This is a genomic window from Halocatena marina (genome assembly GCF_023276375.1).
Classification (GTDB): domain Archaea; phylum Halobacteriota; class Halobacteria; order Halobacteriales; family Haloarculaceae; genus Halocatena; species Halocatena marina.
In genome coordinates, this window is the sequence record NZ_JALLPK010000001.1 from 2,810,046 (window position 1) to 2,822,979 (window position 12,934).

The 12,934-nt window shown below is 56.3% G+C and carries 15 protein-coding genes; 6 read left to right on the forward strand and 9 right to left on the reverse strand.

From position 1 onward, the window contains the following. Positions 1-43 precede the first annotated feature (43 nt). The 5 genes from MW898_RS13070 to MW898_RS13090 form a co-directional block, all read right to left on the reverse strand. Positions 44-994 (reverse strand): oxidoreductase, encoded by a 951-nt coding sequence (locus tag MW898_RS13070; RefSeq protein WP_248908022.1) that lies wholly within the window; start codon positions 992-994, stop codon positions 44-46. A 114-nt stretch (positions 995-1,108) separates the two neighbouring features. Next, a complete protein-coding gene (locus tag MW898_RS13075) occupies positions 1,109-2,398 on the reverse strand; it encodes an amidohydrolase (protein ID WP_248908029.1) in 1,290 nt (429 codons plus the stop codon). Between the two features lie 111 nt (positions 2,399-2,509). Next, a complete protein-coding gene (locus MW898_RS13080; RefSeq protein ID WP_248908031.1) occupies positions 2,510-2,911 on the reverse strand; it encodes a hypothetical protein in 402 nt (133 codons plus the stop codon). A 27-nt stretch (positions 2,912-2,938) separates the two neighbouring features. Continuing rightward, positions 2,939-4,720, reverse strand: a complete 1,782-nt coding sequence (locus MW898_RS13085; protein WP_248908033.1) for a sodium:solute symporter family protein — start codon at positions 4,718-4,720, stop codon at positions 2,939-2,941. Between the two features lies 1 nt (position 4,721). Continuing rightward, positions 4,722-5,039 carry a DUF4212 domain-containing protein gene (locus MW898_RS13090; protein ID WP_248908035.1) on the reverse strand — a complete coding sequence of 106 codons (318 nt, stop codon included), beginning with the start codon at positions 5,037-5,039 and terminating at the stop codon, positions 4,722-4,724. 203 nt (positions 5,040-5,242) lie between these two features. On the opposite strand from MW898_RS13090, the gene hisG reads away from it, so the two are divergent. Continuing rightward, positions 5,243-6,088 carry an ATP phosphoribosyltransferase gene (gene hisG, locus MW898_RS13095; protein ID WP_248908042.1) on the forward strand — a complete coding sequence of 282 codons (846 nt, stop codon included), beginning with the start codon at positions 5,243-5,245 and terminating at the stop codon, positions 6,086-6,088. A 66-nt stretch (positions 6,089-6,154) separates the two neighbouring features. On the opposite strand, the gene MW898_RS13100 is transcribed toward hisG, so the two are convergent. Beyond that, positions 6,155-6,520 (reverse strand): DUF7473 family protein, encoded by a 366-nt coding sequence (locus MW898_RS13100; RefSeq protein WP_248908044.1) that lies wholly within the window; start codon positions 6,518-6,520, stop codon positions 6,155-6,157. A gap of 53 nt (positions 6,521-6,573) precedes the next feature. Then, positions 6,574-7,134, reverse strand: coding sequence for a TATA-box-binding protein (locus tag MW898_RS13105; protein WP_248908052.1), 561 nt, complete (start codon positions 7,132-7,134; stop codon positions 6,574-6,576). A 111-nt stretch (positions 7,135-7,245) separates the two neighbouring features. On the opposite strand from MW898_RS13105, the gene MW898_RS13110 reads away from it, so the two are divergent. The 3 genes from MW898_RS13110 to MW898_RS13120 all read left to right on the forward strand — a co-directional run bounded on the left by MW898_RS13110 (position 7,246) and on the right by MW898_RS13120 (position 9,266). Beyond that, a complete protein-coding gene (locus MW898_RS13110; protein WP_248908054.1) occupies positions 7,246-8,259 on the forward strand; it encodes a methyltransferase domain-containing protein in 1,014 nt (337 codons plus the stop codon). A gap of 84 nt (positions 8,260-8,343) precedes the next feature. Next, positions 8,344-8,487, forward strand: coding sequence for a rubrerythrin-like domain-containing protein (locus MW898_RS13115; RefSeq protein ID WP_248908063.1), 144 nt, complete (start codon positions 8,344-8,346; stop codon positions 8,485-8,487). Between the two features lie 218 nt (positions 8,488-8,705). Then, entirely contained in the window at positions 8,706-9,266 is a 561-nt protein-coding gene (locus MW898_RS13120) for a DUF1772 domain-containing protein (RefSeq protein WP_248908064.1), read from the forward strand. Here MW898_RS13120 and MW898_RS13125 read toward each other — a convergent pair. Together MW898_RS13125 and MW898_RS13130 are read right to left on the reverse strand one after the other, a co-directional pair. Beyond that, complete coding sequence (locus MW898_RS13125; RefSeq protein ID WP_248908066.1) at positions 9,237-10,235, reverse strand: AAA family ATPase; 999 nt, start codon at positions 10,233-10,235, stop codon at positions 9,237-9,239. The two genes, MW898_RS13120 and MW898_RS13125, sit on opposite strands and share 30 nt — an antisense overlap. A gap of 86 nt (positions 10,236-10,321) precedes the next feature. After that, positions 10,322-10,774, reverse strand: a complete 453-nt coding sequence (locus MW898_RS13130; protein ID WP_248908068.1) for an SHOCT domain-containing protein — start codon at positions 10,772-10,774, stop codon at positions 10,322-10,324. An 86-nt stretch (positions 10,775-10,860) separates the two neighbouring features. Here MW898_RS13130 and rnz point away from each other — a divergent pair, with 86 nt between their 5' ends. Beyond that, a complete protein-coding gene (gene rnz / locus MW898_RS13135) occupies positions 10,861-11,781 on the forward strand; it encodes a ribonuclease Z (protein WP_248908071.1) in 921 nt (306 codons plus the stop codon). 80 nt (positions 11,782-11,861) lie between these two features. Further along, positions 11,862-12,707 carry a PhzF family phenazine biosynthesis protein gene (locus tag MW898_RS13140; protein ID WP_248908073.1) on the forward strand — a complete coding sequence of 282 codons (846 nt, stop codon included), beginning with the start codon at positions 11,862-11,864 and terminating at the stop codon, positions 12,705-12,707. Positions 12,708-12,934 lie beyond the last annotated feature (227 nt).

Sequence of the window (12,934 nt, forward strand, 5' to 3'; positions counted from 1 at the left end):
GGCCAAGGAGTCAGAAAACGGTATCGAAGACGCCAGTGCTGGATCAGTGCTCTGTGGTCTCGAGATCGTAGGTCACACCGGTCAGTTCCTCCGAAATTTCCCACAGACGCTCGGCGGCCTTCTCGTCGTGCGATCGATCGGTAGAAGACTGTGGTTTTGGAGGACCGCGCATGTTCATGAATCCGCCGGGACCGATGTACTCACCGCCAGTTATGTCCGGCGCGGTAGCGGCATAGAGAAGGGGGAGTGCACCCGTCTCGGCATCTTGGGCGATAATCGTGTTCGCGATTTTCGTCATCCACAACCGAAGCGTCGAACCGGACAGTTCGGGCCCCCGCCGCTGGAGATTCGTTGCCGCATAACCCGGATGACACGCAACACTCAGCACGTCGCTGCCAGCACTACTGAGACGTCGCTGGAGTTCGTAGGCAAAGAGGAGGTTGGCAAGCTTGCTCTGGCTGTAGGCGTCCCACTCGTCGTAGGAGTACTCTCCTTGAAGATCGTCGAAATTGATCTCACCGCGTTCGTGAAGACCGCTGCTCTGTGTCACGACGCGCGTCTCGCCATCGGTCTTGCGGAGAACATCCAGAAGATTGCCTGTGAGTACGAAATGGCCGAGATGGTTGACGCCAAACTGCGTTTCGAAGCCGTCGACCGTCTCGCTCCGTGGAAGTGCCATCACACCTGCGTTATTACAGAGGATGTGCAATGCATCGTGTGATTCTTTGAACGCCGTTGTGAACTCTTCTATCGACGTGAGATCCGCGAGATCGAGTTCTAATACCGTTGTGGATGCGTCAGGGGATGTCTCCTGAATGCGCTCGATCGCCTCGTGGCCCCGGCCAGTGCTTCGACAAGCGAGAACGACGTGTGCACCGTGATGAGCGAACGCCCGCGCTGCCTCGTAGCCGAGTCCGCTGTTGGCTCCAGTTACGACGATCGTCGTTCCACTCAGATCGCCCATCTGCTTGGCGCGCCATCCCGAATCCTTCATGTGAAGAACGTATGGTTGGCTGATACAGAAGCGTACCGGGATCCCCACTCACACAGATGGTCGTCACATTATTACTGGGTCGAGGATCGATCAATCCGATAGCAACAGCAACGACTACTCGGCTCTGGCGACGAGGTCGGCCGCTCTCGTTGCTGCCTCTGCTCTGACTGTGGCTGCATCGATGGTGAGCAGTTCGCGCTCGCGCATGAGGACGCGTCCGTCGCAGACAGTGTGGCGTACATCTGCGCCAGTCGCGGCGTACGCGAGGTGACTCACGAGATCGTGTGCGGGCGTGAGGTGTGGACGGTCGAGGTCGAGGACGGCAAGATCGGCGGGGGCACCGGGTTCGATCTGTCCGCTCTCGAAGCCGACACAGTCGGCACTCCCTTGGGTTGCCATCCGCACAACATCGGGAGCGGCGACAGCACTTGCATCGTCGGCAGCGATCTTTCCGACCATCGCTGCGTCGCGCATCTCACCAAACATATCGAGGTCGTTGTTCGCAGCCACGCCGTCGGTTCCGAGTCCAACTGTAACGCCAGCGTCGAGCATCGCCTGCACGGGAGCCATTCCGCTTGCGAGCTTCATGTTCGAAGCCGGACAGTGGACGACACCGGCACCAGTCTCTGCGAGGATATCGATTTCGGACGTATTGAGGTGAACGCCGTGTGCGATGTAGTCCTCTGAATGAAAGAGACCGCACGAACGAGCGTACTCGACCGGACGAACGCCCTGTTCCTCGACGATCGGTTCGACCTCGTCTTTCGTCTCGTTGACGTGGGTGTGAATCGGAACACCGATATCGCGGGCGCGAGCAGCCATCTCGGACAGCGATGACTCCGAGACAGTCGTAAGACTATGTGGCATGACCGCTGTCGAGATGCGATCACTATCAGCGACATCGCGCGCAACGCGAAGGCCCTCCTCGATATCAGCTTCGACCGCAGCGTCAGCCTTTCCGACAGTAACGACGCCGTGACCGAGCCGTGCACGCATTCCCGCTGCTTCGACGGCAGCGGCGACCTCGGGCACGTAAAAATACATGTCGGTGAAGCCAGTTGTTCCAGAGCGGATCATTTCCGCCATCCCGAGTTGGGTTCCGACTCGGACATCTTCGGGCGTGAGTTCAGACTCAATGGGCCAGATATCCTCACGGAGCCACGTTTCGAGCGGTTTGTCGTCCGCGTAGCCACGCAAAAGCGTCATTGCGAGGTGGGTGTGTGCGTTGATCAACCCGGGAATGACGAGCGAATCCGTTGCGTCCAGTTGCTCGTCGCCACTCATCCCGATCTCTCGATCGACATCGATTATCTCGCCGGTTGATTGATCGATGAGTACGTCCGCCTCAGAGACGGACATATCGGGGTGAAGGACGTTTCCGTCGGTGATACCGAGCGTGGTCATAAACGCCGGTTTTCCCCGGAACAGTGTCAATCCATCGGGTCAACCCGATCGTGAGAGTGTGCTCTATTGATGGGTGAAGAAATCACCGAGACGATGGACATCTCGGCTCTCTCAATCGAGATATCCGTCTTGATCACCGTCCTCTTTGATGAACGTCGAGCCGAGCCATGCAGCCAGCGCGAAGATCGCATAAATAGCCATATCCGAGCGAGCGCCTTTGAGGACGATCTGAATGGCGACACCGATTCCCAGCGCAGGAATGACGAGGAGAGCGGTTCGGATCACACGGGGCAGTCCGCGTTCTTCAGGAAGCGGTGAGAGCACGCTGAATCCGATACCGAGCCACGTGCCAGCGAACACGAGACCAAGGATCGTGACGATATCACTGGGCGTGAGAAACCGATAGCGCCCGAGGACGTGCAACGAGAGGTAGAATGCGAACAACACAATCGAGACACCGAGTGCTCTCCGGACAGAGAGGATCACGAGTTCGCGCGGTTCTGGCCGCTTCATTGACTCGAAATTCCTCCGTCTCGATATTCAGTCGTCACTCGTCGTTTCGGAGCCACCGTCGGCCGCAATGGCCTCTCGGGAGCCGCGCGGGTATCGGATCTCCTCAACCAGTTCGATGACATCGTCGGGTGGGGCGGGAGTGAACCGTGAGATGATGAGCGCAACCGCGAAATTGAGGATCGAACCGTAGAGTCCAATTCCGAGCGCACCGAGTCCGAGGAAGCTATCGAGCAGCGGTTCCTCGAATCCGAGCACCACGTTGGCACGCATCAAGACCACCATGACGAGGGTGAAGATCAGGCCAACGAGCAGACCGGTAATCGCGCCCTCCCGGTTCATCCGGCGGTCGAAGATCCCGAGTAGTATAGGTGGGAAGAGACTCGCAGCCGCGAGACCGAACGCAATCGCAACCACCTCTGCAACGAATCCTGGCGGATTGATACCGAGATACGCCGCGACAACGGCCGCAGCGAGAATGACGATCCGTGCAACGAGGAGCCGTTTGCGCTGGGAGGCCTCCTCATTGAAGATCTTGTAGTAGATGTCGTGGCTGACCGCACTGGACATTGCGATGAGGAGTCCGTCGGCGGTCGAAAGCGCCGCGGCGAGACCGCCTGCGGCAACCAGTCCGATGACGATAGGAGCGAGACCCGCAACCTCGGGCGTCGCAAGCACGATGATATCTGGATCGATGAAAACCTCACTGGCTTCCGAGGTTAAGCTCTGGGTCATCTGGATGACGCCGTCGCCGTTCTTATCATTTATCGTGAGTAAGCCAGTCTGGGACCATCGTTCAACCCATGGAATGTTCTGAGCCGTTGAGACTGACTCGCCGTTGAGCGTCTGAATCAGGTTGAACTTCGCGAAGATCGCAAGCACCGGAGCGCTGAGGTAGAGCAGCGAGATGAAAAACAGCGCGTATCCGGCCGATCGACGTGCGTCTGATGCGCTCGGGACCGTGTAAAAGCGCATGATGACGTGGGGAAGCCCAGCCGTTCCGATCATGAGCGTGAGCGCGATGGCAAAGACCTGTAGCTGAGAGTATTCACGGAACGGAACAATATATCGTCCCATCTGAATATCGGCTTGAAGCTGTGTTAGCCGTGCACCGATGTCGCTCGTGACGAGCGCCATCTGTGGGAACGGATTGCCCGTGAGGTCAAGTGAGATTGCCGCAGTCACGATCAAGAAGGCGAGTATCAACACCGTGTATTGGATCGCCTGCGTCCACGTAATCGCCTCCATCCCGCCGATCACACCGATGAGAGCGACGAGACCGAGCGCGACGATGATCCCAATCGTGATGTCCAATCCTAAAAATCGACTGAGAACGATCCCGACACCGCGCATCTGTCCGGCGATGTAGGTGAGCGAGACGAACAGGGTCGCAAGCGCGGCCACACCACGCGCCGTATCCGAATAGTATCGATCACCAATGAAATCCGGAATCGTATACTTGCCGTACTTTCGCAGGTAGGGCGCGATCAGCAGGGCGAGTACCACGTACCCACCAGTCCATCCCATCAGGTAGATGGTTCCGTCGTACCCGAGGAACGAGACGAGACCTGCTAATGAGATGAACGACGCTGCAGACATCCAGTCAGCAGCGACCGCAGCACCATTTACGATCGCCGGAATCGATCGGTCTGCGACGTAGAACTCGTCGGTATCGGTGACGTGGGTTGCGATTGCGACGACGAAGTAGACGATCACTGTGCCGACGATCAGGATCAGACTCCACGCATCGACACCAAGTCCGAGTTGTGCAATGACGGGCGCAAAAAGAGCGAGCATCGTTTCGAGCATCATGTTAGTCCTCCACCCCAAATTCGCGGTCTAATTTGTTCATTTGTCGTGCATAGACGAAAATTAGGATGACAAACACGATAATTGAACCCTGCTGGGCGAACCAGAAGGGGACCGGGATGTTTCCGATGTAAACGTTCGACAACGGCTCTGCCAAGATGATCCCAAAGAGAAACGAGACGATGAACCAGATGACGAACAGTCCAGCAATGAGCTTGAGGTTTCGTCGCCAGTACTCTTTCAGATCAGATTGTGTAGGTGTTGAATCCGACTCCGATGTCTCACTTGTCTGATTCGACGCTTTCGCTTTTCCCGCACTCATCTGCGCATACACCTCTTGTATGCGGTACAATTACTGTCAGTATATTCCCAGGGATATTTGTTACCCACAATCATGATAGTCACGGTGTAGGCAACATTAATAAACTTTCCGCATGTTAAACAGATGATTCACAAATTGATGTGGATTGCGGAGAACGAGGACAAAAGCAAAAGCAATTCATTCGTGGGCGTGAAGTGCCCGTAATGCGTATTGCCGTGCCCAACAAGGGACGATTGCACCAGCCAACCATCGACCTCTTAGAGCGGGCCGGCCTGCATCTTATCGACGGGGCGGACCGGAAGCTGTATGCAGAAACCGTCGATCCCGATGTGACCGTTCTTTTTGCGCGTGCAGCCGATATCCCGGAATACGTCGCTGATGGCGCAGCTTCAGTGGGTATAACAGGTTTCGATCAAGCACGCGAATCTGGGACTGACCTCGTTGATCTGCTCGATCTCGGCTTCGGTCGCTGTCGCCTCGTTCTCGCTGCTCCCGAAGACGGCAACATCGAGTGTGTTGAAGATCTCGCCGGAGGAACAGTCGCAACCGAGTTCCCAGAAATTGCCCGTTCGTATTTTGCCGAGACTAGTGTTAGCCCGACCATCGCTGAAGTGTCAGGGGCAACAGAGCTGACACCGCACGTAGACATCGCCGATGCGATCATCGATATTACCAGCACAGGCACGACTCTTCGAATGAACCGACTTGCGACTATTGAAGAGGTAATGGAAAGCTCGGTCCGGCTGTTCGCCCGTCCGGACACCGCCGAGGATCAGAAAGTCAATCAGATTCAGACCGCGATCCAGTCCGTTCTCGCCGCCGATGGAAAGCGCTACTTGATGATGAACGTCCCTCATGAGCAGCTTGAGGACGTGAGAAGCGTCATTCCCGGTCTCGGTGGCCCGACTGTGATGGACATCGCCGGACAGGACGCGCTTGCTGTCCACGCTGTCGTCGACGAGGGTGACGTATTCGAGACGATCTCGAAGCTACGCGAACAGGGTGCAAGCGACATCCTCGTCACTGAAATCGAACGGCTTGTGGCATGACTGGTGGAACCTGAATCACCGCTCGTAATCAAACAGACGAACGGTAATCGAGAGAAAGCGGGATCATCAGGTGAGAGCGAGGAGGGTAATGATGTTATACAGCGCGAACCCGATGATGGCGGCGATGGCGTAGTGAGCAAGTGTGAGAACGAGCGTCATCCGCGCGTACAGCTGGTAGACGAAGTGGATAGCGACGGCGTCAGTGAGAAACAGAATCGGAATGACGACGAGCGGTTCGTACTGCTGTATAAAGAGAGAAACGAATGCAGGAACCGCCGCGGCGAGCGTCGCGCGCTGGTGTGGCGTATCACCGATGACGTACAGAGCGGCGAGATGCAGCGTTGCGGCGTAGAACACCCACGCGATCAGGAACGTAACGAGATACGCCAACAGTCCAGCGCCACTCGCATCAGCCTGCATCGGAAGACCCATACAATTCGTTGATCCGTCGGGTGCTTGTACGCTACGAAGAGAGTGAACTACAATTAATCCAGCAGTCCGAGTTCGGACAAGCGAGAAACGATCTTATCGACTGCTTCTTCTGCGTCTTTTGGCTGTTTGCCGCCCGTGATGACGAGCTTGCCCGAGCCAAAGAGCAGCGCGACGACATCCGGCGCATCGAGCCGGTAGACGAGACCGGGGAACTGTTCTGGCTCGTATTCGATGTTCTCAAGACCGAGACCGATCGCAATTGCGTTCAAATTGAGCGTGCGTCCGAGGTCGGCGCTCGTAACGATATTCTGAACGACGATCTCCGGACTTTCGTCCACCTGAATATTGAGATCACGAAGTTTGTCGAAAACGATACGAAGACTTTCATGAACGTCGTCTGTTGATTTTGCGCCCGTGCAGACAATCTTTCCAGAACGGAAGATGAGTGCCGCAGATTTCGGGTTCTGTGTGCGGTACACCAGCCCCGGGAACTGCTCCGGATCGTAATCAGCCCCCTCCAAATCCATCGCGACGCTTTGTAAGTCGAGCTCTTGGCCGATGCCCGTGGAAGCAACGACGTTCTCGATGTTGATTGTTTCCTTTGGATCGGTCATCGTTCGACTTAAAGATCGTATTTAAGGCTTATAAAGGTACGGGGGTTGAACTGATAGGTCGATACATCGATCAATCGGTAGGCTCATTGGTCGTGGCTGGTGAATCTGTGTGTGTACGTCCTGGAGCTGGCCGGCGAGGACGACGCGTTTGCCGCACGCGAGGCAGCGAGTAGCTGTTCAGGAGTCTCAGAACTCGCACCGGGGCTTGTGAGTGCTCGTAGTGTCTCTCAGATCGAATCCCTCGCGCTTACTCGGCGCGCAAGCGTGCTCATCGGCCACACCACAGCAACTGTTGCGGACGCGCGATCACTCCTCGAACAGGCATCCATTGATCGTACGGGGACGGTTGCGGTTCGTGCGCGCGATGTTCGCGGAACATCAGAGGTCGATACACAACGCATAGAGCGTGCACTTGGGCGTGTTCTCACACGCCGAGGCTTTGCCGTCGATCTCGATGCACCGGATCACGAGCTGCGAGCGCTATTTTCGGCAGACACCTGCGCGCTCGGCTGGCTCACCGCACGAAGCGTCCGCAACTTCGGGGATCGAATGCCCACGAAGCGACCGTTCTTCCAACCGGGAAGTATGGATCCATTGCTTGCTCGCGCACTCGTTAATATCGCTGGCGCTCGACCCGGCGTCCGTATCCTCGATCCGATGTGCGGAACCGGTGGTATTCTCGTTGAAGCTGGACTGGTTGGTGCGGACGTGATTGGCCTTGACGTTCAGCCGAAGATGGTCCATGGCGCGGACAAAAACCTCAATCGTTATCTCGACACTGGCTCAGACTCCGATACAGAGACTGGATCCGGCGATATCCTTCAAGGAAATGCAACGCGATTGCCGTTTCGGGACGGTGAGATCGACGCTATCGTGTTCGACGCTCCCTATGGCCGTCAATCAAAGATTGTTTCCAGTGAAGACGAAGGGAACGCGAACGAAAACGGCCTCCCATCGCTCGTGAGTGCGTCGCTCGACGAGGCGAGGCGCGTCGCCTCTCGAACGGTGCTCGTTGCTGATCGTCAGTGGGACGAGGTGGCAGAAGCGACTGGTTGGACCATCGAGGGCTCCTTCGAACGGCGCGTCCACAAATCATTGACGCGATACATCCTCGTCTTAGAATAGAGACGCCAATAGTCAACAAATCCCTACAGCTATATTTCATGTGCAGTGGTAACACTTATCATCAGTTATCTCGTGTTATCTATCATGCCACACGACCCTGCCTCAAAGAGTAAGCCGTATTATGAGTGTGTTGACTGTGGCAAGCGCGTGATGACAGACGAGGACGGACGGCTCTGTTCTCGGTGCGGTGGGTACCTCCAAAACATCGGCGTACCGCGACAACAGTAATCAGTCATTCATTCGCCTGTTACAGCGTCTATCATCGCTAGCTACAGTACCTACACATCATTTTATTTTTATTTTTACATCTACTTTTATTTGATGACTATCCTCAAGCTGCGACGGGGCCGTCTGCTATTAAATAAGTGTTGTGCGTGATTGCCGTCTCAGCGACCGTGCTGTTTGCATTTTGAACAAACGGGGCCACAGATGTAGACAGAGGTTGTATGAAACTACAAGACGTGAATAGACGACAGATCTCGTTTGTGTTCAGCTTAGTGTATGTGTGGGTAGTACTGCTTCATCTCGGTGCCCTCGTCTTCGAGACGTTGATCATCTACCCAGACATTTTCCACGATGTCCCTCACTCCCTCGAAGTTGCGATGGAGTTCATGGTCATCAGAGGTCCAGGAGACTTCTTCCCTCCCGTCGGTATGCTTGGGTTGCTCTCTGGCGTTGCGACCCTGATCTTCGGCTGGCGAGTGAAGTCGGCTCGTTACTGGATACTGGGGAGCGTATTGCTCATGGTAGTAGGCGAATTTCTCCTTTCTGTCATTTATTTCTGGCCCCGCAACACGATTATGTTCACAGAGGGAACGGCTGTTCACTCCGCCGCATACCTACAGCAGACTGCTCAGGAGTTTCAGATGGGTCATTGGCTTCGGGTTGGAGCGAGTGCAGTCGCTTCGATGCTAGCATTCACCGGCTTCTTACGCCTCTATCGAGATCGGATTTCAGCACGTATCCGTAGAGAGATCTCACCGACCGATTTCCGCGAGGAGCCGTGAGAGATGGAGACGGTCACTCGTTCCCTCGGTGAGATTCATGTCGACCTCGCCAGCGAGACGGTGGAACGATGCGAGCTTTCGACCCGAGTAGCGCGAGCGTGCAACCGCAAGGAGATCGGTCAACACTTCGGCTCCGCTGTAGCCTTCTTCGATGAGAAGCTCATCAAGCGTCTTCCGTGCATCCGAGAATTCACCGTCTTCGGCAGCGGTGAGCATTTCCTCAGTCGCATCCGTCAGCTTGATCGTCCCGAGTGCTTCGTAGGCAGCAGACATCGTCACCTCCCCTGTGTCCTCGTATGTCGTTTGTGCACCGAGCATTGCTCGGCGGAGATCGCCACCAGCATAGCCTGCGACGTACTCGACACCCTCATCATTGTAGTCGACGCCTTCCGCGTCGAGTACTCGCACGAGTGCCGTCACAATCTCGTCGTGGCTTGGCGCGCGGACCGGCACGGTGAAACACCGCGAACGGATCGGCGCGATTAGTTTCGAGGGCTGGCGCGTGGCGATGACGAACTGTGTTGTCCGATAGTATTGCTCCATGACCCGGCGGAGCGCTTGCTGAAAGTCTTCGCGGATGGATTCGGCGTTATCGAGCAGTATGGTCTTGTACGTGCCCGAAACGGGAGCATAACCCGCAGATTCCTTGATCACGTGGTTGATCATGTCACGCTTTGAGAGCCGGCTCCGTCCGACGAGAAATGGGGCGAACCGGGGATCATTCTTGATCTCCGTTTTCGTCCGGGAAAACACGTCATCGATGTTCAGCTCAATGAGATCATTCTCCGGGTCGTTGTGTGCTTTTTGAGCGAGCGCGCGGACAGCAGCGGTCTTGCCAGCACCCTGTGGACCAGCAAGGATGAGGTTCATCGGCTCGTCAACAGCGAGCGTGAGCGCATCGCGTACCTGTTGCTGTGGAAGCTCCTCTACTGTCGGTAAATGCGATTCAATCCACAGCGGGGCGTCCATACACACACCTCGAACCAAACGGGTAAGAATCGGTCGGTTCTTCGTCTCTCCATCTCACTCCAGACCGACCAGCACCCATCTGACGCTCACTCAAACTCAGTTTCAGTTTCGGTTTCAGTTTTGTCTTCGATATCACGCGTTGTTCGTTTGCGCCACTCGGCCGCGGTTTCGGGCGTCTCTGTTTCGAGAAGTCGATCGAGCTTTCGTTCGAACTGTTCGTCGGTGAGATCACCACGTGCGTAGCGCTCGCGGAGCGTGGAGAGAGCGTCGGTCGTCGTTGTCGAGGATTGTTGATCGGTCGCGGGACGCTCGTGTTCTGTTTCGTCCTGTGCGTCCGAGCCATTCCAATCAGAGTCATCCGTATCCGCTTCGCCCGTGAGAATAGAGATAATCGGGAGGAGAACGACGTATCCGATAATCCAAATGAGAAAGAAGTAATCGAATCCTGCAAACAGAGCGACGAATCCGCCACCGAGGATGAGGAGAGACACGATACGCGTCACATTGTCCGAAACACGTCTACGGAGGGTACTGTCCATGCTTATCCTGTTGTATCCACACGAATCGAGAAAAACCTTCGCTGGTGTTTCGAAGCGGATATCCGACCAGCACGGGGAATAGGAATATGCACGTGACGTTTCTCGGGACGAGTGGTGCCATCCCGACGACCGAACGCAACACCAGCGCAGTGTTCCTCCGACGGGCTGGCAAGCGGTTTCTCTTCGATTGCGGTGAGGGCACCCAGCGCCAGATGATGCGGTACGGGACCGGGTTCGACGTTTCGCACGTTTTTCTCACACATCTTCACGGCGATCACGTCCTCGGTCTCCCCGGACTGTGCCAGACGTGGGATTTCAACGAACGGGAGCTGCCGCTCGCAATCCACACGGCACCAGGAACGAAATCGCAGGTTGAGGCTCTCATCGGCGTCATCGGCACGCGACCCTCGTATACAGTCGCTGTTCACGAGGCCCGTCCAGGATCAGTCGTCGTTCGCGGTGACGGGTACGAAATCCGCGCGTTCGAAACTGAGCACCGGACTCGATCGGTCGGCTACGCTCTCATCGAAGACGATCGAAAGGGACGATTTGACCGTGAAAAAGCAGAGAAGCTCGGCGTTCCTGTTGGGCCGAAGTTCAGCCAACTTCACCGCGGCGAGTCTGTCGAACTGGACGACGGGAGCGTTGTCCATCCAGAGCAGGTCGTCGGTCCGTCCCGTCCGGGGCGGCGATTCGTCTACACAGGTGACACGAGACCGACAGACACGACTGTCGAAATCGCACAGGACGCCGACCTGTTGATACACGATGCGACGTTCGGGGACGACAACGCCGAGCGAGCACGACCCACAGGCCACTCAACTGCAGCCGAGGCGGCGACAGTGGCAGATCGGGCCGGAGCGAGACGACTTGCGCTCACGCACGTTTCAACCCGGTACGGCGGTCACGTCGCTCCGCTCGAACGCGAGGCTCGTGAGGTGTTCGACGGTGAACTCTACACCCCAGACGACGGAGACGAATTCGACATCCCGTTCCCTGACGAGTAACGCTCATTTCCCCATCAAAGACGTGTGATCATTTCACACGGTTCGCCAATGCTTTTCATAGCTCGTAGAGAGGGCATTGTATGCGCTTTCACTTGGTTGACGTGTTCGCAGAACGCGCGTACGCCGGAAACCAGCTTGCGGTCGTCGAGAGTCTCGGAGAACTGACAGAGGAGAAGATGCAGCAGATTGCTGCTGAGATGAATTACTCCGAGACGACGTTTATCGAGTCGTTCGACGAGCGAGATGTGCGAATTTTCACGCCAAACGAAGAAATTCCGTTCGCCGGACATCCGACGCTCGGAACAGCCTCGGTAATTCAAGAGCAAACTGATGTGGACAACGAAATCGACCTTCGGCTTCCTGTTGGACGAATACCGGTGCGAGCCGAGCGTGATGGCGATCGAGAGCACCTTTGGATGACACAACAATCACCCGAGTTCGGCGAGCGCCTCGATCCTGAAACGCTCACAGAAGTCCTCTCGCTCACGGCGGATGATCTCGGTGATGATGAAGAATATCCCATACAGGTCGTCTCGACAGGACTCCCGACGATCATTGTTCCCCTCGCACATCGAAGCGCGCTCGAACGGATCGAAATCGATCGACAAGCCTACGATTCGATGGTCGAAGACCGAGAGGCAAAGAACGTGCTCGCCTTCTGTACCGAACCGAGCGACGACGCCGACCTCGCAGTGCGTGTGTTCGCGCCATACTACGGTGTTCCCGAGGATCCGGCGACGGGAAGCTCAAACGGCTGTCTCGCAGGCTATCTCGCTTCCCACGGCGACAGCGAACGCGTGGATCTCCGTGTAAACCAAGGGCACGAGATGGGCCGCCCGTCCCGGCTCCATCTGCGTGCAGACAGCTCAGGAACCGTCGAGATCGGTGGACGAGTGATTCCGGTCGCTCGTGGGGAGTTGGTGTAGAACCAATTTCCAGACATTTCTATCGTGATAGTGGCATGATCGAATGTGCGTACCGGGAGCGATGTCGACCGACACGATCCCGTATTCATCACAAGAGAGAAACGAGACGGCAAGCGCGTTTCAGTGGGGTAGTCCTGCAATTACTCTGCAACGACGCCTGTTTGCACAGGTACATCGAGGCTGAGGAGTGTACGGGGTGTCGTGCGAACTCGACAGGAAAGAATCAT